Raw genomic sequence first — 20,024 nt, forward strand, 5'->3', positions numbered from 1 at the left:
GATTTACTCCACCGTCACCGATTTCGCCAGGTTACGCGGCTGATCAACGTCGGTGCCCTTCAGGACGGCCACGTAATACGAAAGCAACTGCAGCGGAATGGTGTAGAGGATCGGCGACAAGGTGTTGTGTATGTGTGGCATTTGTACAACGTGAGTGCCTTCACCATTGGTCATGCCGGCCTGCTCGTCTGCAAAGACGATCAGCTGACCACCACGAGCGCGGACTTCCTGAAGGTTGGATTTCAACTTCTCCAGCAGCTCGTTGTTCGGTGCCACGGTGACCACTGGCATGTCGTTATCCACAAGCGCCAACGGGCCGTGTTTCAGCTCGCCAGCCGGATAGGCTTCGGCGTGGATGTAGGAGATTTCCTTGAGCTTGAGAGCCCCTTCCATCGCTACCGGGAATTGCGCACCACGACCGAGGAACAGGGTGTGGTTTTTCTCGGCGAACAGCTCGGCGATTTTCTCCACGGTGCTGTCCATGGCCAAGGCTTCGCCGAGGCGGGCCGGCAGGCGACGCAGCTCTTCAACCAATGTGGCTTCGACGCCTTTGGCCAACGTGCCGCGAACCTGGCCCAGGGACAGAGTCAACAACATCAGGCCGACCAATTGAGTGGTGAAGGCTTTGGTCGAGGCCACGCCAATTTCACGACCCGCCTGGGTCAGCAGTGTCAGGTCGGACTCACGCACCAGTGAGCTGATGCCAACGTTGCAGATCGCCAGGCTGGCGAGGAAACCCAGTTCCTTGGCGTTGCGCAGGGCAGCCAGGGTGTCCGCGGTTTCGCCGGACTGGGAGATGGTCACGAACAGCGTGTCGGGTTGCACCACCACCTTGCGGTAGCGGAATTCGCTGGCGACTTCGACCTGGCACGGGATCCCAGCCAGTTCTTCGAGCCAGTAACGGGCAACCATGCCGGCGTGGTAACTGGTGCCACACGCGACGATCTGCACGTTACGCACTTTGGCGAACAGCTCGGCCGCCTGTGGACCGAACGCTTGCACCAGCACGCCGTTCGGACTCAGGCGACCTTCCAGGGTGCGCTGCACCACAGCCGGTTGCTCGTGAATTTCCTTGAGCATGAAGTGGCGGAACTCGCCTTTGTCGGCGGCTTCGGCACCATCGCGGTACTGCACGGATTCGCGTTTGACAACTTGGCCGCTCACGTCCCAGATCTGCACGCTGTCGCGGCGAATTTCGGCGATATCGCCTTCTTCCAGGTACATGAAGCGGTCAGTGACCTGGCGCAGGGCCAACTGATCGGACGCCAGGAAGTTTTCACCCAGGCCCAGACCGATGACCAGCGGGCTGCCGCTGCGGGCGGCGACCAGACGATCCGGTTGCTGAGCACTGATGACCGCCAAACCGTAAGCACCGTGCAGCTCTTTGACAGTCGCCTTCAGGGCCACGGTCAGATCACGCAGATCCTTGAGTTTGTGGTTCAACAGGTGCGCAATGACTTCAGTGTCGGTGTCCGAGGTGAACACGTAACCCAAGGCTTTGAGTTGCTCGCGCAGGGCTTCGTGGTTCTCGATGATGCCGTTGTGCACCACCGCCAGATCACCGGAGAAATGCGGGTGAGCGTTGCGCTCGCACGGCGCACCGTGAGTGGCCCAGCGGGTGTGGGCGATACCCAGGCGGCCGACCAGCGGTGCTTCGGCCAGCGCCAGTTCCAATTCACTCACCTTTCCCGGGCGACGCAGGCGCTCAAGCTTTTCGTCATTGGTGTAGACCGCCACACCGGCACTGTCATAGCCACGGTATTCCAGGCGTTTCAGGCCTTCGAGCAGGATGGCTGTGATGTTACGTTCTGCAACTGCGCCAACAATTCCACACATGTTATTTCTCCTGACTGACAGCCGCGAGGATCAAGTTGATTCCGCGGGCCTGAATCTGATCCCGTGCCGCAAGCGGCAGGCGATCATCGGTAATGAGGGTATGGACGCTGCTCCAGGGCAGCTCCAGGTTGGGAATCTTGCGGCCGATCTTGTCGGCCTCGACCATGACAACCACTTCGCGGGCGACTTCAGCCATGACACGGCTCAGTCCCAGCAATTCGTTGAAAGTGGTGGTACCACGAACCAGGTCGATGCCATCGGCACCGATGAACAACTGATCAAAGTCGTAAGAGCGTAGTACCTGCTCGGCCACCTGCCCCTGAAAGGACTCGGAATGCGGGTCCCAGGTGCCGCCGGTCATTAACAGCACCGGCTCATGCTCGAGCTCGCTCAAGGCATTGGCGACATGCAGGGAATTGGTCATCACCACCAGACCCGGTTGTTGGCCGAGTTCCGGAATCATCGCCGCCGTGGTGCTGCCGCTATCGACGATGATCCGCGCGTGCTCGCGAATCCGCGTAACGGCGGCGCGGGCGATAGCCTGCTTGTATTTGGACACCGGCTGACCAATGTCGGCCACCAGTTCTTGAGGCAGGGTGATCGCTCCGCCATAACGGCGCAGCAGCAAGCCGTTGCTTTCAAGCGCCGCGAGGTCCTTGCGGATCGTAACTTCCGAAGTTTCGAAGCGCTTGGCCAGCTCATCCACACTGACTTCGCCCTGCTCATTGAGCAAGGCGAGGATATTGCGACGGCGTTGAGGTGTATTGCGTTTCGACATGGCTTGGTAAGTTTCGATTCGAAAGATAACGGAAGCAATCAAAACCTATCGGCGAAACTTCGTCAAGCGTAAGGCGATAAAAAGAGCTGTGGATAACTCAGCTCTTTTTGATCTTCACCGGCCGCTTCCAGCCGTCGATGTTCTTCTGACGTGCGCGACTTACCGCCAACTGCCCGTTATCCACATTCTGGGTAATGGTCGAACCCGCAGCAGTCGTTGCACCTGCAGAGATATCCACAGGCGCGACCAACGAATTGTTGGAGCCGATGAATACATCTTCGCCCAACACGGTTGTCCATTTGTTGGCGCCGTCGTAATTGCAGGTGATGGTGCCGGCCCCGATGTTGGTCCGCGCACCAATCTCCGCATCCCCCAGGTAAGTCAGATGACCGGCCTTGGCGTCCTCGCCCAAATGAGCGTTTTTCAACTCAACGAAGTTACCCACATGGGCTCGTGCTTCCAGCACTGTACCTGGGCGCAAACGAGCGAACGGACCGGCATCGCTGCCTTCACCGAGAATCGCGCCTTCGATGTGGCTGTTAGCCTTGATCACCACCCCTTTGCGCAAGGTGCTGTCCTTGATCACGCAGTTCGGGCCGATCACCACGTCGTCCTCAATAACGACCTTGCCTTCGAGGATCACGTTGATGTCGATCAGCACGTCGCGGCCGACGGTAACTTCACCGCGCACATCAAAACGAGCCGGGTCACGCAGGGTCACGCCCTGAGCCATCAAACGACGACCGGCGCGCAGCTGATAGTGACGCTCAAGCTCGGAAAGCTGGTTGCGGTCGTTAGCACCCTGCACTTCCATGGCATCGTGAGGTTGCTCGGTGGCCACCACCAGCCCGTCGCTGACCGCCATGGCGATTACGTCGGTCAGGTAGTACTCGCCCTGGGAATTGTTATTGGAGAGGCGGTTCATCCAGTCGCCAAGACGTTCGAAAGGCAGCGCCAGAATGCCGGTGTTGCCCTCGGTAATTGCGCGTTCAGCTTCGTTGGCGTCTTTCTGCTCGACGATAGCGGTGACCTTTCCAGCCGCGTCACGGACGATGCGGCCGTAGCCGGTTGGGTCGTCCAGTTCAACGGTGAGCAAACCCAGTTGTTGCGGCGCCACTTTCTTCAGCAAACGTTGCAGGGTGTCGACTTCAATCAGCGGCACGTCACCGTAGAGAATCAGCACCGTGTCGGACTTGATGAACGGCACAGCCTGCGCCACCGCATGACCGGTCCCCAGCTGTTTGTCCTGCAGGACAAAATTCAAATCATCCGCCGCCAGACGCTCACGCACGGCATCGGCGCCATGGCCGATCACGACGTGGATGCGCTGTGGATCAAGTTGCCGGGCGCTGTGGATAACATGGCCAAGCATCGAGTTGCCGGCAATCGGGTGCAGAACTTTCGGCAGCGCCGAACGCATGCGAGTGCCTTGGCCGGCAGCGAGGATAACGATTTCTAAAGACATGACTGGCTACCAATCCTGGGTGGTCAGCGGCTGCGACCAGGTTATGAATGTCGGAAAAGAAAAAAGGGTAGCCGAGGCTACCCTTTTTAATCAATCGCACAACAAGTGGGGCCTATTAGTGGCCGAACTTCTTGCGGATCTGCTGGACGGTGCGCAGCTGAGCTGCAGCCTCGGCCAGACGTGCGGCAGCAGAACCGTAATCGAATTCTGCACCACGGTCATGCAAGGCCTTCTCGGCAGCCTTAACGGCTTCCTGAGCGGAGGCTTCGTCTAGGTCGGCAGCGCGTTGCACAGTGTCGGCAAGCACCTTGACCATGTTCGGCTGAACCTCGAGGAAACCACCGGAGATGTAATACACCTCCTCTTCCCCGCCCTGCTTGATCAGGCGGATCGGGCCCGGCTTGAGATTAGTGATCAGCGGCGCGTGACCCAGGGCGATACCAAGATCACCCAGTGCACCGTGCGCAACCACCATCTCGACCAGGCCGGAAAAGATTTCCCCTTCCGCGCTGACGATATCGCAATGGACTGTCATAGCCATCTGATTGCCTCAAACTAAATTAGCGCCCGTTACCGGGCGCCGGGATTACAGTTTCTTGGCTTTCTCGATCGCTTCTTCGATGCCGCCGACCATGTAGAACGCTTGTTCTGGCAGGTGGTCGTAGTCACCGTTGAGGATGCCTTTGAAGCCAGCAATGGTGTCTTTCAGGGAAACGTATTTACCCGAAGCACCGGTGAAGACTTCAGCCACGAAGAACGGTTGCGACAAGAAACGCTGGATCTTACGAGCACGGTTTACCAACTGCTTGTCGGTTTCCGACAGCTCGTCCATACCCAGGATCGCAATGATGTCCTTCAGTTCTTTGTAACGTTGCAGAACATACTGTACGCCGCGAGCGGTGTCGTAGTGGTCCTGACCGATCACGTTCGGGTCCAGCTGACGCGAAGTCGAGTCCAGTGGATCGACCGCTGGGTAGATACCCAGGGAAGCGATGTCACGGGACAGAACGACGGTGGCGTCCAAGTGGGCGAAGGTGGTCGCTGGCGACGGGTCAGTCAAGTCATCCGCCGGTACGTATACCGCCTGGATCGAGGTGATCGAACCGTTTTTGGTCGAAGTGATACGCTCTTGCAGAGTACCCATCTCTTCGGCCAGGGTCGGCTGGTAACCTACTGCGGAAGGCATACGGCCCAGCAGTGCGGATACTTCAGTACCGGCCAGGGTGTAACGATAGATGTTGTCGACGAACAGCAGTACGTCGTTACCTTCGTCACGGAACTTCTCGGCCATGGTCAGGCCGGTCAATGCTACGCGCAGACGGTTACCCGGCGGCTCGTTCATCTGACCGTAAACCAGTGCCACTTTGTCCAGAACGTTGGAATCCTTCATCTCGTGGTAGAAGTCGTTACCCTCACGAGTACGCTCACCCACACCGGCGAACACGGAATAACCGGCGTGCTCGATGGCGATGTTACGGATCAGTTCCATCATGTTTACGGTTTTGCCTACACCGGCACCACCGAACAGACCGACTTTACCACCCTTGGCGAACGGGCAAACCAGGTCGATAACCTTGATGCCGGTTTCCAGCAGGTCGTTGCCGCCTGCTTGTTCAGCGAAGGTTGGCGCAGGACGGTGAATGCCCCAGCGCTCTTCGGTGTCGATCGGGCCAGCTTCGTCGATCGGGTTGCCCAGAACGTCCATGATCCGGCCCAGGGTCGCTTTACCGACCGGTACGGAGATGGCAGCGCCAGAGTCCGTGACTTCCAGACCGCGCTTCAAGCCTTCGGTGGAACCCATCGCAATGGTACGAACCACGCCGTCGCCCAGCTGCTGCTGAACTTCCAGGGTGGTTTCAGCCGCGCTCACTACTTTCAGCGCGTTGTAGATGCTCGGTACGCTGTCGCGTGGAAATTCCACGTCGATAACGGCGCCGATGATTTGAACGATACGTCCGCTACTCATAGCTGGATCCTCTGAATATTTGAACCGTTAAACCGCGGCAGCGCCGCCGACGATTTCCGAGATCTCTTGGGTGATCGCAGCCTGACGCGCCTTGTTGTAGACCAGCTGCAAATCGCTGATCAAATCACCGGCGTTGTCGGTAGCGTTCTTCATCGCGATCATCCGCGCAGCTTGTTCAGCCGCGTTGTTCTCGACCACCGCCTGGTAGACCTGCGACTCAACGTAGCGGACCATCAAGCCGTCAAGCAGCTCTTTGGCATCCGGTTCGTAGAGATAGTCCCAGTGGTGCTTGAGTGATTGATCCGCGGTTGCCTCCAGTGGAATCAACTGCTCCACAGTAGGCTGTTGCGTCATGGTGTTGATGAACTTGTTGGACACCACGGACAGGCGATCAATACGGCCGTCCAGGTAGGCATCCAGCATCACCTTGACGCTGCCGATCAGATCATTGATCGACGGCTCTTCACCCAGGTGGCTGATAGCTGCAACGACGTTACCGCCGAAGTTGCGGAAGAAAGCCGCACCCTTGCTACCAACAACACACAGATCGATCTCGACGCCGTTTTCACGGTTTTTCGCCATGTCCTTGACCAAGGCCTTGAACAGGTTGGTGTTCAAGCCACCACACAGACCACGGTCACTGCTCACTACGACATAACCGACGCGCTTGATTTCACGCTCGATCATGAAGGGGTGGCGATATTCCGGGTTGGCGTTGGCCAAATGACCAATAACCTGGCGGATGCGCTCCGCGTAAGGACGGCTAGCAGCCATGCGCATTTGTGCTTTGCGCATTTTACTGACCGCCACTTTTTCCATGGCGCTGGTAATCTTTTGCGTGCTTTTGATGCTCGCAATCTTACTGCGAATCTCTTTTGCGCCTGCCATGTAACACCTATCAGGTTAGCAAGCGGGAGCCTTGCGGCTCCCGCTGCGGCTTACCAGGTTTGGGTGGCCTTGAACTTCTCGATACCGGCTTTCAGGCCAGCATCGATTTCGTCATTGAAGTCACCCTTCACGTTGATCTTCGCCATCAAATCGGCGTGATCGCGGTTGAAGAAAGCAATCAGCGCTTGTTCGAAGCTGCCGATCTTGGCGATTTCAACGTCAGTCAGGAACCCACGCTCAGCGGCATACAGCGACAGCGCCATGTCAGCGATCGACATTGGTGCGTATTGCTTCTGCTTCATCAGCTCGGTAACGCGCTGACCATGCTCAAGTTGCTTACGGGTCGCTTCGTCCAGGTCAGAAGCGAACTGGGCGAATGCCGCCAGTTCACGGTACTGAGCCAGAGCGGTACGGATACCACCGGAGAGCTTCTTGATGATCTTGGTCTGAGCGGCACCACCCACACGGGATACCGAAACACCGGCGTTCACAGCAGGACGGATCCCGGAGTTGAACATGGCCGATTCCAGGAAGATCTGACCGTCGGTGATGGAAATCACGTTGGTCGGAACGAACGCGGAAACGTCGCCAGCCTGGGTTTCGATGATCGGCAGTGCGGTCAGGGAACCGGTTTTGCCGGTCACTGCGCCGTTGGTGAACTTCTCTACGTACTCTTCCGAAACGCGGGATGCGCGCTCCAGCAGACGGGAGTGGAGATAGAACACGTCGCCTGGGTAAGCTTCACGGCCTGGTGGACGGCGCAGCAGCAGGGAAATCTGGCGGTAAGCCACTGCTTGCTTGGACAGATCGTCATAAACGATCAGCGCGTCTTCACCGCGGTCGCGGAAGAATTCACCCATGGTGCAACCGGAGTACGGTGCCAGGAATTGCAGTGCTGCAGATTCCGAAGCGCTCGCAGCCACGACGATGGTGTTAGCCAGTGCGCCGTTTTCTTCCAGCTTGCGAACAACGTTAGCGATGGTCGATTGTTTCTGACCGATAGCTACGTAGACGCAGAAGATGCCACTGTCTTTCTGGTTGATGATCGCGTCGATCGCCAGAGCGGTTTTACCGATCTGACGGTCACCGATGATCAGCTCACGCTGGCCACGGCCGACAGGGATCATGGCATCGACAGCCTTGTAGCCAGTCTGTACAGGCTGGTCTACCGACTTACGCCAGATCACGCCTGGAGCAACTTTCTCGACCGCATCGGTCTCGGTGTTGTTCAGCGGACCTTTGCCGTCAACAGGGTTACCCAGTGCGTCGACTACGCGACCCAGCAGTTCCTTACCAACCGGAACTTCGAGGATGCGGCCAGTGCACTTGGCGCTCATGCCTTCAGCCAGAGACTGGTAAGAGCCCAATACAACGGCACCTACAGAGTCTTGCTCCAGGTTGAGAGCCATACCGAAGACGCCGCCCGGAAACTCGATCATCTCGCCGTACATGACGTCGGCCAGACCGTGAATCCGCACGATACCGTCAGATACGCTGACGACAGTGCCTTCGTTACGGGCTTGGGAGGTCACATCGAGCTTGTCGATGCGGCCCTTGATAATTTCACTTATTTCGGAAGGATTGAGTTGCTGCATTGCTCTGCTGCCCCTTCAAACTCAAGATTTCAATGCTTCGGCAAGGTTCGCGAGTTTGCCGCGAACCGAGCCATCGATTACCAGGTCGCCGGCGCGGATGACAATGCCCCCAATAAGGGATTTGTCTTCCTCGACTTGCAGGCGCACTTCCCGGTTGAGTCGTGCACTGAGAACCTTGGCGAGTTTGTCTTGCTGTTCTTGGTTCAATGCAAAAGCACTGGTGACTTCAACGTCTACCGATTTCTCTTGTTCGGCCTTGTACAGGTCAAACAGAGCGGCAATCTCCGGCAACAGCGGGAGACGGTCGTTTTCGGCAACGACGTGAATGAAGTTCTGTGCCTTCACATCAAACTTGTCGCCGCACACGTCAATAAACGTGGCGGCCTTGTCTGCGCTCGTCAGTCGCGGGGCCTTGAGCACGCGCTGCATGGTGTCGTCTTGCGACACTGCTGCAGCCAGGCCGAGCATGGCTGACCAAGAGGCCAGTTGCTGGTGGGCCTGGGCGTGCTCGAAGGCTGCCTTAGCGTAAGGTCGGGCCAACGTGGTCAATTCTGCCATGATCGCCCTCGCTTAAATTTCAGCAGCCAGTTTGTTTACCAGCTCCGCGTGCGCGTTCTGATCGATTGTGGCACCCAGGATCTTCTCGGCGCCGCCAACGGCCAGAGCACCCAATTGGGCACGCAGCGCGTCTTTGACACTGTTCAGTTCCTGCTCGATCTCGGCCTGAGCCTGAACCTTCACACGGTCAGCGTCGATACGGGCTTTTTCAACAGCCTCTTCGACGATCTGATTACCGCGTTTCTTGGCTTGCTCAATGATTTCGGCTGCCTGAGCTTTAGCTTCGCGCAGTTGTTGACCCGCTTTATCTTGGGCCAACTCCAGGTCGCGAGCTGCTCGGGCGGCAGCGTCCAGTCCATCCGCGATCTTCTTCTGACGTTCGTGCAAAGCCGCGATGACCGGAGGCCACACGAACTTCATGCAAAACAGTACAAAAATGAAGAACGCAACGGACTGGCCAATCAGGGTTGCATTAATGTTCACGCCAACACCTCGCTCGTTCGTTGCACATCACACCCATTACTCGAAGGTTCGAGTAATTAGCCAGCGAGTTGACCAACGAATGGGTTCGCGAAGGTGAAGAACAGAGCGATACCAACGCCGATCATGGTGACGGCGTCGAGCAGACCGGCAACGATGAACATTTTAACTTGCAGCATTGGAACCATCTCTGGCTGACGCGCTGCGCCTTCCAGGAACTTGCCACCCAACAGGCCGAAACCAATTGCGGTACCCAGTGCGCCCAGGCCGATCAACAGTGCAACAGCGATAGCGGTTAGACCAACTACAGTTTCCATCTTTCCTCCCGACTTTTACGTCGTATGGTTTAGGTTTTTTAGATTTTAAAGCGGTAAAACAAATCGTTTCATAGCCCTGTTCGGGCACCCACTCGTTTGACCGAGTGGGACATCAGACTAGTCTGAGACTGGTCTTAATGGTTTTCTTCGTGCGCCATCGACAGGTAAACGATGGTCAGCATCATGAAGATAAACGCCTGCAGGGTGATGATCAGGATGTGGAACACAGCCCACGCCCACTGCAGAACTATACCCAGGCCGCTAAGCCAGAGCAGACCGCTGCCGAACATCACAGCGATCAGAATGAAGACCAGTTCGCCGGCGTACATGTTGCCGAACAGACGCAGTGCCAGCGAAATTGGCTTGGCGATCAGCGTCACGAACTCCAGCAGGAAGTTCACCGGAATCAGCAGGGCTTGAAGGAAAATATTCTTGCTGCCAAACGGGTGCAGGGTCAGTTCGCCGATGAAGCCGCCGATGCCCTTGACCTTGATGCTGTAGAAAATGATCAACGCGAACACCGACAGGGCCATGCCCAGGGTAGCGTTCGGGTCAGTGGTCGATACGGCACGGAACGGAATGTGCGCATCACCCGTGATCAGGATGGCCAGCTGAGGAATCCAGTCGACCGGGATCAGGTCGACGGCGTTCATCAGGAAGACCCAGACGAAGATGGTCAGTGCCAGTGGTGCAATCACCGGACTACGGCCATGGAAGCTGTCTTTCACGCTGCCATCGACGAATTCGACCAATACTTCAACGAAGTTCTGCAAAGCACCAGGCTGACCGGAAGTCGCCTTCTTCGCCGCCATGCGGAAAAGAAGAACGAAGATCAGACCCAACGCGACCGACCAGCCAAGCGTATCGACGTGGAAAGCCCAGAAGCCCATTTCCTTGGCTTCTGCTGCGGTGTGCGCAAAGCCCCAGCCGCCGTTAGGTAGCTGCCCGAAGGTCAGGTTCTGCAAGTGGTGCTGGATATAGCCCGAAGCGGTTGTCTCTGCCATGGTTGCCTCAAACGCCCTAAGGTCTCGAAAGTCTTGTTCTCATCAGCAGGGGCGCGAACCAGCTGACCAGTTGGGTCAACACGAAGACGCCGAATACAGCTAGCGGCGCCAATGGCTTCACACCTGCAAACGTCAATGCAAAGAGCACTGCCGTCAAAATCAGTTTGCCCGCCTCGCCGGCATAAAATGACCGGACGATGGCTTGAGCTGCTCGGGCGCCGGAAAACCGAAATGCCCTGTGAGCGAAATAAACATTGGGCAGCAAGGCTATCAGGCCTCCGCAAAGTCCTGAGTACCCGGCTACGACTCCATGCCAGTACCAAAGCGCCAAAGCGGCCAGTACCAAAACGACAAATTGAGCCAGTAATACCGGAAAAACTGCCAGGCGATGGAACGGCAAGCGGTTTGGCGTGCGGCTCTCCATCGTTTCTACTCCCCAATGATCGGCTGCCAGAATTCAATAACTTGGCATAATTTGTGCCGACAAAATGCGCGCAGAGTATAGGGGCGGTTCTGCCCCTATTCAACTGTCAGGTAGTGATTTCCCACTGCACGCTACATGAGGAAATGTTTCAGCGGATGTGTGCAAGCACACCTTGAAGCTCATCGAGGGAGTTGTAACCGATCACCAACTGCCCCTTCCCCTTTTTCCCGTGGCGGATCTGCACCGCAGAGCCTAGGCGCTCAGCCAGACGCTGTTCGAGTCGAGCAATATCCGGGTCCTGCTTTACCGGTTCAGCAGGTTCCTGTTTGCCACTCAACCACTGGCGAACCAGTGCTTCAGTCTGGCGCACCGTCAGCCCCCGTGCGACAACGTGTCGCGCCCCTTCAACCTGTTGATTCTCCGGCAAACCGAGCAAAGCACGGGCATGACCCATTTCCAGGTCGCCGTGGGACAGCATGGTTTTGATGACTTCCGGCAACGCGATCAAGCGTAGCAGGTTAGCCACAGTCACGCGGGATTTGCCCACCGCTTCGGCCACTTGCTGCTGAGTCAGCTGGAACTCCTGCTGCAAACGCTGCAAGGCGACCGCTTCTTCGATCGGATTGAGGTCTTCGCGTTGGATGTTCTCGATCAGCGCCATGGCGATCGCGGTTTCATCCGGCACATCGCGAACCATTGCCGGGATGGTTTCCTGGCCAGCCTGCTGGCTGGCGCGCCAACGACGTTCGCCGGCGATGATTTCGAAGCGACCGCTGCCGATCGGACGAACCACGATCGGCTGCATCACGCCCTGAGCCTTGATCGACTGTGCCAGCTCTTCCAGGGCTTGTGGGTCCATGTCCCGACGCGGCTGGTACTTGCCGCGCTGGATCAGGTCCAGGGGCAGGTGCTGCAGCTCACGCTGATCTGCCTGCACCGCTTGTTCTTCCAGCGAGCTGACAGTCGGACCACTCAGCAGTGCATCCAGTCCACGTCCGAGACCTCGTTTCTTGACGGCCATGGGGATTCCTTAAGTTGCCTGAGCAGCGGCGGTGCGTGAGTTTTTGCGTTGACGGCGAACCATCTCGCCGGCCAATGCCAGATAGGCAATGGCGCCCCGCGATGATTTGTCGTACGCCAGTGCCGGCATGCCATAGCTTGGCGCTTCGGCCAGGCGGATGTTGCGCGGAATCACCGTGTCGTAGAGCTGCTCGCCGAAGTGTTCCTTGAGCTGCGCCGAAACATCGTTCATCAGGCTCAGGCGCGGGTCATACATGGTCCGCAACAGCCCTTCGACTTTCAGGTTCGGATTCAGCAGTTCTGCGATGCGCTTGATGTTATCCACAAGGTCGCTCAAGCCTTCGAGCGCGAAGTACTCGCACTGCATGGGGATAATGACCCCGTCAGCCGCAACCAGCGCGTTAAGCGTGAGCATCGACAGCGACGGCGGGCAGTCGATCAAAATGTAATCGTAGTTTTCACGGATCGGCGCCAACGCACTGCGCAGGCGGCTTTCCTTCATCTGCATTTCCAGCAGAACCACTTCGGCCGCGGTCAAGTCACGGTTGGCCGGCAGCAGTTGGTAACCACCGTGCTCGGAGTAGTGCATGGCCTGGGCCAGATCGCATTCGCCGATCAGCAGGTCGTAGACCGAGTTTTCCAGGCTGTGTTTATCCACACCGCTACCCATGGTGGCGTTGCCCTGTGGATCGAGATCAATCAACAGCACCCGACGCTTGGTAGCGACCAGGGAAGCTGCGAGGTTGATGCAGGTGGTGGTCTTGCCCACACCACCCTTTTGGTTCGCTATCGCGAATACCTTAGCCATTCTTGCTTGTGTTCCCAATCATGCCGTGCGGCGCAGTATCAGCAGATGGCGTTGGCCTTGGCAACCGGGTACGGCCAGGGCGTGTTCGCTATCGAGGTGGAAGTCTGCCGGCAATGCTACCAGCTCATCGGCCGGATGAACGCCCTTCATTGCCAGCCAACGTGTATCGGCGTCGCCGAGGTGACGAGTCCAGTTGCTGAAGTTCTCCATGCTGCTGAATGCCCGGGAAATGATCCCGTTGAATGGCAGTGCAGGCTGAAAGGCTTCGACGCGACTGTGGATAACTTGCAGGTTATCCAGTTTGAGTTCGAGTTTGACCTGAGTCAGGAAGCGGGTTTTCTTGCCGTTGCTGTCCAGGCAGGTCACTTGGGACTCTGGAAACAGGATGGCCAACGGAATGCCCGGCATGCCGCCACCGCTGCCAACGTCAAGCCAGCGACCGTTTTCGACGAACGACATCACGCTCAAACTATCGAGCAAGTGACGGGAAACCATTTCATCCGGATCGCGTACGGCGGTCAGGTTGTACGCCTTGTTCCATTTGATCAACAGGGCCAGATAACCCAGCAGCTGAGCATGCTGGGTTTCTGTCAGTGTGACACCGAGCTGGCGAGCACCTGTGGATAACTCTTCTGCTTGTTGCGAGGTGAACAACGAACTCAAGCGCTTTGCTCCAACTGACGGCCCGCGCCGCGTTTTTTCAAATGAATCATCAACAGCGAAATCGCTGCCGGCGTCACGCCCGGGATACGCGACGCCTGGCCCAGGGTCTCTGGACGGGTCGCACCGAGCTTGCTCTGGATCTCTTTGGAGAGACCGGAAATATTCGTGTAATCGATATCCACAGGCAGTTTTGTGTCTTCGCTGGCCCGCAGCCGTGCGATTTCATCCTGTTGGCGATCGATGTAACCGGCGTATTTGGTCTTGATTTCGACCTGCTCGGCGACTTGCGGGTCTTCTGCACCCCCACCGGTCACGGCGATCAGACCAGCGTAGTCGATTTCCGGACGGCTCAGCAGATTGAGCAAGTTGTATTCGTGGGTCAGCGGCGTGCCGAATTTCTCGGAAATCGCATCGCCCTGCTCGGTACCTGGGCGAACCCAAGTACTTTTCAGGCGTTGCTCTTCCAGCGTGATGCTTTCGCGTTTGGTGCAGAACGCAGCCCAACGCGCGTCGTCCACCAGACCCAGTTCGCGACCTTTTTCGGTCAAGCGCAGGTCGGCGTTGTCTTCGCGCAGGATCAGGCGGTATTCGGCGCGGGACGTAAACATCCGATACGGTTCCTGGGTACCCAAGGTAATCAGGTCGTCGACCAACACTCCGATGTACGCCTCGTCGCGACGCGGGCACCAGGCATCTTTGCCCTGAGAACGCAGTGCGGCGTTGGCCCCGGCCAGCAAACCTTGGGCGCCGGCTTCTTCGTAACCGGTGGTGCCGTTGATTTGCCCGGCAAAAAACAGACCGCCGATGACTTTGGTTTCCAGGTTGTACTTCAGGTCACGCGGGTCGAAGTAGTCGTACTCGATGGCGTAACCCGGACGAACGATGTGCGCGTTTTCCATGCCGCGGATCGATTGCACGATCTGCAGTTGCACGTCGAACGGCAGGGATGTGGATATCCCGTTCGGGTACAGCTCGTTGGTCGTCAGGCCTTCCGGTTCGATGAAGACCTGATGGCTTTCCTTGTCGGCAAAGCGATGGATCTTGTCTTCGATCGACGGGCAGTAACGCGGGCCGATACCTTCGATCACACCGGAATACATCGGCGAGCGATCAAGGTTGGCGGCAATTATTTCGTGGGTGCGGGCGTTGGTGTGGGTAATCCAGCAGCTGACCTGTTTCGGATGTTGCTCTTTGAAACCCATGAACGACATCACCGGGATCGGCGTATCGCCGGCTTGCTCGGTCATCACCGAGAAATCCACAGAACGACCGTCGATACGCGGCGGTGTGCCTGTTTTCAGTCGACCAACCCGCAGTGGCATTTCACGCAATCGGTGAGCCAGGGCGATCGACGGCGGATCACCGGCACGGCCACCGGAAAAATTCTGCATGCCGATGTGGATAAGTCCACCGAGGAAGGTGCCAGTGGTCAACACCACGGAGTCCGCCAAGAAACGCAGGCCCATTTGGGTGACAACACCGCGTACTTGTTCCTGCTCGACGATCAGGTCGTCGGCAGCCTGTTGAAATATCCACAGGTTCGGCTGGTTTTCCAGGGCTTCGCGGACAGCGGCCTTGTACAGAACCCGATCAGCCTGAGCGCGAGTCGCTCGCACGGCCGGGCCTTTACGGCTGTTCAACACGCGAAACTGAATACCACCTTTGTCGGTAGCCATGGCCATCGCGCCGCCGAGGGCATCGATTTCCTTGACCAGGTGGCTTTTGCCAATGCCGCCGATGGCGGGGTTGCAACTCATGGCGCCGAGGGTTTCCACGTTATGCGTCAGCAACAGGGTTTTTGCACCCATACGTGCTGAGGCCAGTGCTGCCTCGGTACCGGCATGACCGCCGCCGATGACGATCACTTCAAAACGGGAAGGGAAATCCACCACGCACCTCGTGCCTGCTTCAGTTAGGTAATCAGGAATAGTTTGAGCTCAGGTTTTTGGACCTGGGCGGCAAGTATAGGGACTTCGCCCTTCCTAAAGAACCCTTTGCACAAAATTTAACCAGCTGTGGAAAAGTCGCGGTTATAGAAATTAAAAAGAGAGAGATTTATTAAATCTTTGTTTTTATGTTTATTTCTACTGAGGCACATTTCTGTGGATAGATCTCTACAGGCCTTTATATTCAATATGTACAGAGATTCAAAAGCCTGTGGTCATGTGCCAAGGAGGCACTTGGATAACCGGTTTAAGCCTGTGGATTAAAGAAGCTGTTATCCACAGGGGCGGTTATCTTCAGTTTTGAGGCCCTGTTATCAACTGCCCTTACTGGCAGTTATTCACAGGGCTTAATCCACAGAAAAACGCAGAATAGGCAAATCCAGGGCACGGAAAATCCACACAAGCAGAAAGAATCTGCCTGGCACTGGAGGAGAATTCAGGAAAAGGAAGGAACAGACAGGCACGAATGTCCTGTCTGTGGACAACGGAAGGATTATTTACCGATACAGAAGCTGGAAAAAATTCGTCCCAGAAGGTCATCGGAGCTGAATGCACCGGTGATTTCACCCAAAGAGTGCTGAGCCTGGCGCAAATCTTCGGCCAGCAGTTCACCGGCACCGGCCAGGGTCAGCTGCGCACGGCCGTGCTCGAGGGAAGCACTGGCATGACGCAACGCGTCAAGGTGACGTCTGCGAGCGCTGAAGCTGCTCTCCGAGGTCTGTTCGTAGCCCATGCAGGCCTTGAGGTGGTCGCGCAGCAATTCCAGCCCTTCACCTGCAGACTTGGCGCTCAGGCTGATGGTGACGTGGCCATCCTCGCTGATTTCCAGGGCAATGGCTTCGCCAGTCAGGTCAGCCTTGTTGCGGATCAGCGTGACTTTCGCCGGATCCGGACGGACTTCCAGGAATTCCGGCCATAACGCGAACGGATCAAGTGCCTCAGGAGCGGTAGCATCGACCACCAACAGCACACGATCAGCCTCGCCGATCGCTTTCAACGCCCGTTCGACGCCGATTTTTTCCACCTGGTCTTCGGTATTTCGCAGACCTGCAGTGTCGACCACGTGCAGCGGCATGCCATCGATGTGGATATGTTCACGAAGAATGTCCCGGGTGGTGCCGGCAATCTCGGTCACGATCGCTGCTTCTCGTCCGGCCAGGGCATTCAGCAAGCTAGACTTACCGGCATTCGGCCGGCCCGCAATCACCACGGTCATCCCGTCACGCAGCAAGGCACCCTGCCCAGCTTCTCGCAGGACGGTGGATAACTCGTCACGCACGTTGTCGAGCATGCTCAGTACGTGGCCATCGGCAAGGAAGTCGATTTCTTCTTCAGGGAAGTCGATAGCCGCTTCGACATAGATGCGCAGGCCTATCAGTTGCTCGGTGAGGTTATGTACACGCTCGGAAAATGCGCCCTGCAAGGAACGCAGGGCATTTCGTGCAGCCTGTGCAGAACTCGCCTCGATCAAGTCGGCAATGGCTTCGGCCTGAGCCAGGTCTAGTTTGTCGTTGAGGAACGCGCGCTCGCTAAATTCACCTGGCCGTGCCAATCGGCAGCCGAGTTCCAGGCAACGCTGAAGCAGCATATCCAGAACTACCGGACCGCCATGGCCCTGGAGTTCCAGCACATCTTCACCGGTGAACGAGTTCGGACCTGGAAAATACAGTGCGATGCCTTGATCCAGAACCTCATCGTTTTCACTGAGAAATGGGCCGTAGTGGGCGAATCGCGGCTTGAGTTCACGACCGCTAAAGGCTTTGGCCGCAACGCTCGCCAGCGGCCCGGAAATACGGACGATGCCTACACCGCCACGACCTTGAGCGGTGGCGACGGCTGCAATGGTTTCACGAGGAACGCTCATAAACCGTTATCCAGACAAAAGTGACAGATAGCAAAACGCCCCACTAGGGGGCGTTTTGAGTGGTTATCCACAGTGTAAATCAGGCAGCTGCTTTGGTAGCCGCTTCGATCTTACGAGTGATGTACCACTGTTGGGCGATCGATAGGCAGTTGTTCACTACCCAGTACAGCACCAGACCCGCCGGGAACCACAGGAAGAAGAAGGTGAAGATGATTGGCATCATCTTCATCACCTTGGCCTGCATCGGATCCGGAGGAGTCGGGTTCAACTGCTGCTGGATAAACATGGTTACACCCATGATGATCGGCAGAATGAAGAACGGATCCTTGATCGACAGGTCAGTAATCCACAGCATGAACGGCGCTTGGCGCATTTCAACGCTTTCCAGCAGAACCCAGTACAGCGAAAGGAAAACCGGCATCTGCACGAGGATTGGCAAGCAGCCACCCAGCGGATTGATCTTCTCTTTCTTGTACAGCTCCATCATGGATTGCGACATTTTCTGCCGGTCGTCGCCATGTTGCTCTTTCAGCGCGGCCAGTTTTGGTGCCACTGCACGCATGCGCGCCATGGATTTGTAGCTGGCAGCCGACAGCGGGAAGAAGATCCCTTTGATCAGCATGGTCAGGAAGATAATCGACCAGCCCCAGTTACCGACCAGCGCGTGGATGTGCTGCAGCAGCCAGAAAATTGGCTGGGCAATGAACCACAGAATGCCGTAGTCGACGGTCAGTTCCAGACCTGGGGACAACTCTTTCAACACAGCCTGGCTTTTCGGACCGGCGTACAGAACGGCGCTGGTCTCGGCTTTTGCACCTGGCGCGACAGTCATCGCCGGGGCGGTGTAGCCGATGATGTAGTTGCCTTTGCTGTCTTTACGGGTCTGGACGACGTTATTTTCGCCCTTGGCCGGAATCCATGCGGTCACGAAGTAGTGCTGCAACCAGGCAACCCAACCACCGGTTACGGTTTCTTTCAGCTGAGCCTTGTCCATGTCGCTCATCGACACTTTCTTGTACGGCTCGTTACTTGTCCACAGGGCGGCGCCCAGGTAAGTCGCGGTGCCGGTGGCCGTGCTGGAAGAAGGATCGGAGCTGGCGTCACGCTTCAACTGCGCGAACATTGCACCGGACCAGGGCTGAGCGCTCTGGTTATCGATCAGGTAGGAAACGGTTACGTCATACAGGCCACGTTTCACGGTGAAACGCTTGATGTAGTTGACGCCGTCCTTGCTGAACTTCAGGTCTACGACCAATTGGTCCTGACCGTCAGCCAGTTGGTAAACCTTCTTCTCCGAGGAGTAAACCGGACGACCTGCAGGATTTGCGTCTGGACCGTTGGTGCCGATCAAACCGCTCTGGGCCAGATAAGTCCGTTCGTTGCCGTTATCGAACAGCTGGAATGGAATGTCCGGATGGTCCTGGCGACGTGGATACAGCGGCAAGGTCAACTGGGCAACATCGCCACCTTGTGGATCGATTGCCAGGTTGAGTACATCCGTTTTGATCTGGATGAGGTCTTTGCTTGCAGCCACTGGCATTTCAGCAGGTGCAGTGGCACTGGTTTCGCTTGCGGCGCGTGGAATGTCGTCACTGACAGAAGCATTATTGCCAGTCGCCGTATCCGGTAAACCCGGTGCGGTAGTACTGGAAGCAACATTCTGAGTCGGCAGGGCAGCCTGGCCATAGTCCTGGTTCCATTTAAGAACCATAACGTAGGTCACGATTGCCAGGGCGACGATCAGGATCGTGCGTTTGATATCCATGATTACTCGGCCATCGAAGAAGAACGGGAGGTAGGGATAGATGGAACCGGGTCATAACCACCGGGATTCCACGGATGACAGCGACCTAAACGACGAAAGGCCAGCCAGCCACCGCGCAGAAGGCCATGATTTTCTATGGCTTCATACGCGTAGCAGGAACAACTGGGGTAGAAGCGACAGTGACTGGCCATCAGAGGACTAATGGCATAGCGATAAAACTGGATCGGAACGAGTGCCAGTTTACGCATCGGGACTGTCTACCCCTACAGTTTCGGTTTTGACTGCTGGTACTGGCGTGCTGCGTGCCAGACGCTTCCAGAGTTTGCCGAAATGCTGAATCAATTCGGGGTTTTCTACGTCCCCCAAACCTTTGCGCGCGACGATAACAATGTCCCAGCCGACCAGTGAATCCTGGTGCAGACGGAACGATTCGCGCATCAGACGTTTGAGGCGATTGCGCTCGACGGAGAGCTTTACGCTCTTTTTCCCGATAACCAGCCCGAGACGGGGGTGATCAAGATCGTTGTTGCGCGCAAGGAGCAGGAGATTTTTCCCCGGAACCTTGCCGGTAGGGGAGTCAAAGACTGCCTTGAAATGCCGGGGAGTAAGCAGGCGCTTTTCCCGACTGAAGTCCTGACTCACCTCCA

General features: G+C 56.9%; 20 protein-coding genes. All 20 read right to left on the bottom strand.

Translation table 11 applies throughout. The features are described 5' to 3' along the window. Nucleotides 1-3: 3 nt before the first annotated feature. The 20 genes from glmS to rnpA all read right to left on the bottom strand — a co-directional run bounded on the left by glmS (nt 4) and on the right by rnpA (nt 20,019). A complete protein-coding gene (glmS, locus tag ACYZT3_RS00990; RefSeq protein WP_282379790.1) occupies nt 4-1,836 on the bottom strand; it encodes a glutamine--fructose-6-phosphate transaminase (isomerizing) in 1,833 nt (610 codons plus the stop codon). Nucleotide 1,837: 1 nt separating this feature from the next. Further along, nucleotides 1,838-2,614: a DeoR/GlpR family DNA-binding transcription regulator gene (locus tag ACYZT3_RS00995; RefSeq protein ID WP_282379789.1), complete on the bottom strand. Its 777-nt coding sequence runs from the start codon at nt 2,612-2,614 to the stop codon at nt 1,838-1,840. Between the two features lie 97 nt (nt 2,615-2,711). After that, a complete protein-coding gene (glmU, locus tag ACYZT3_RS01000) occupies nt 2,712-4,079 on the bottom strand; it encodes a bifunctional UDP-N-acetylglucosamine diphosphorylase/glucosamine-1-phosphate N-acetyltransferase GlmU (protein WP_462031326.1) in 1,368 nt (455 codons plus the stop codon). A gap of 115 nt (nt 4,080-4,194) precedes the next feature. Next, the gene (locus ACYZT3_RS01005) at nt 4,195-4,620 is read right to left on the bottom strand and encodes a F0F1 ATP synthase subunit epsilon (RefSeq protein ID WP_008155716.1); all 426 of its coding nucleotides are present in this window, start codon (nt 4,618-4,620) and stop codon (nt 4,195-4,197) included. Between the two features lie 45 nt (nt 4,621-4,665). After that, nucleotides 4,666-6,045 (bottom strand): F0F1 ATP synthase subunit beta, encoded by a 1,380-nt coding sequence (gene atpD, locus ACYZT3_RS01010; protein WP_282379787.1) that lies wholly within the window; start codon nt 6,043-6,045, stop codon nt 4,666-4,668. A gap of 27 nt (nt 6,046-6,072) precedes the next feature. Continuing rightward, nucleotides 6,073-6,933, bottom strand: a complete 861-nt coding sequence (gene atpG, locus ACYZT3_RS01015) for a F0F1 ATP synthase subunit gamma (protein WP_282379786.1) — start codon at nt 6,931-6,933, stop codon at nt 6,073-6,075. Between the two features lie 50 nt (nt 6,934-6,983). Next, nucleotides 6,984-8,528 carry a F0F1 ATP synthase subunit alpha gene (atpA, locus tag ACYZT3_RS01020; RefSeq protein ID WP_282379785.1) on the bottom strand — a complete coding sequence of 515 codons (1,545 nt, stop codon included), beginning with the start codon at nt 8,526-8,528 and terminating at the stop codon, nt 6,984-6,986. A 21-nt stretch (nt 8,529-8,549) separates the two neighbouring features. Next, nucleotides 8,550-9,086, bottom strand: a complete 537-nt coding sequence (locus tag ACYZT3_RS01025; protein WP_282379784.1) for a F0F1 ATP synthase subunit delta — start codon at nt 9,084-9,086, stop codon at nt 8,550-8,552. A gap of 12 nt (nt 9,087-9,098) precedes the next feature. Then, entirely contained in the window at nt 9,099-9,569 is a 471-nt protein-coding gene (locus ACYZT3_RS01030; protein ID WP_008027535.1) for a F0F1 ATP synthase subunit B, read from the bottom strand. Nucleotides 9,570-9,625: 56 nt separating this feature from the next. Beyond that, nucleotides 9,626-9,883 (bottom strand): F0F1 ATP synthase subunit C, encoded by a 258-nt coding sequence (gene atpE / locus ACYZT3_RS01035; protein WP_002555987.1) that lies wholly within the window; start codon nt 9,881-9,883, stop codon nt 9,626-9,628. A gap of 134 nt (nt 9,884-10,017) precedes the next feature. Then, nucleotides 10,018-10,887, bottom strand: coding sequence for a F0F1 ATP synthase subunit A (gene atpB, locus ACYZT3_RS01040; RefSeq protein ID WP_282379783.1), 870 nt, complete (start codon nt 10,885-10,887; stop codon nt 10,018-10,020). Nucleotides 10,888-10,903: 16 nt separating this feature from the next. Continuing rightward, entirely contained in the window at nt 10,904-11,311 is a 408-nt protein-coding gene (locus ACYZT3_RS01045; RefSeq protein ID WP_007948092.1) for a F0F1 ATP synthase subunit I, read from the bottom strand. 148 nt (nt 11,312-11,459) lie between these two features. Next, nucleotides 11,460-12,332, bottom strand: coding sequence for a ParB/RepB/Spo0J family partition protein (locus tag ACYZT3_RS01050; protein ID WP_077748853.1), 873 nt, complete (start codon nt 12,330-12,332; stop codon nt 11,460-11,462). Between the two features lie 9 nt (nt 12,333-12,341). After that, entirely contained in the window at nt 12,342-13,139 is a 798-nt protein-coding gene (locus ACYZT3_RS01055; RefSeq protein ID WP_282379780.1) for a ParA family protein, read from the bottom strand. An 18-nt stretch (nt 13,140-13,157) separates the two neighbouring features. Further along, the gene (rsmG, locus tag ACYZT3_RS01060) at nt 13,158-13,802 is read right to left on the bottom strand and encodes a 16S rRNA (guanine(527)-N(7))-methyltransferase RsmG (RefSeq protein ID WP_282379779.1); all 645 of its coding nucleotides are present in this window, start codon (nt 13,800-13,802) and stop codon (nt 13,158-13,160) included. Continuing rightward, a complete protein-coding gene (gene mnmG, locus ACYZT3_RS01065) occupies nt 13,799-15,691 on the bottom strand; it encodes a tRNA uridine-5-carboxymethylaminomethyl(34) synthesis enzyme MnmG (protein ID WP_462031327.1) in 1,893 nt (630 codons plus the stop codon). The genes rsmG and mnmG overlap by 4 nt, the downstream gene beginning before the upstream one ends. A 550-nt stretch (nt 15,692-16,241) precedes the next feature. Further along, nucleotides 16,242-17,612 carry a tRNA uridine-5-carboxymethylaminomethyl(34) synthesis GTPase MnmE gene (gene mnmE / locus ACYZT3_RS01070; RefSeq protein ID WP_282379777.1) on the bottom strand — a complete coding sequence of 457 codons (1,371 nt, stop codon included), beginning with the start codon at nt 17,610-17,612 and terminating at the stop codon, nt 16,242-16,244. A gap of 79 nt (nt 17,613-17,691) precedes the next feature. Next, nucleotides 17,692-19,377, bottom strand: coding sequence for a membrane protein insertase YidC (gene yidC, locus ACYZT3_RS01075; RefSeq protein WP_462031328.1), 1,686 nt, complete (start codon nt 19,375-19,377; stop codon nt 17,692-17,694). A 2-nt stretch (nt 19,378-19,379) separates the two neighbouring features. Further along, nucleotides 19,380-19,625 (bottom strand): membrane protein insertion efficiency factor YidD, encoded by a 246-nt coding sequence (yidD, locus tag ACYZT3_RS01080; protein ID WP_074872215.1) that lies wholly within the window; start codon nt 19,623-19,625, stop codon nt 19,380-19,382. Then, nucleotides 19,618-20,019, bottom strand: a complete 402-nt coding sequence (gene rnpA, locus ACYZT3_RS01085) for a ribonuclease P protein component (protein WP_027926203.1) — start codon at nt 20,017-20,019, stop codon at nt 19,618-19,620. The genes yidD and rnpA overlap by 8 nt, the downstream gene beginning before the upstream one ends. Nucleotides 20,020-20,024 lie beyond the last annotated feature (5 nt).

This window comes from Pseudomonas sp. MDT1-16 (assembly GCF_054898115.1).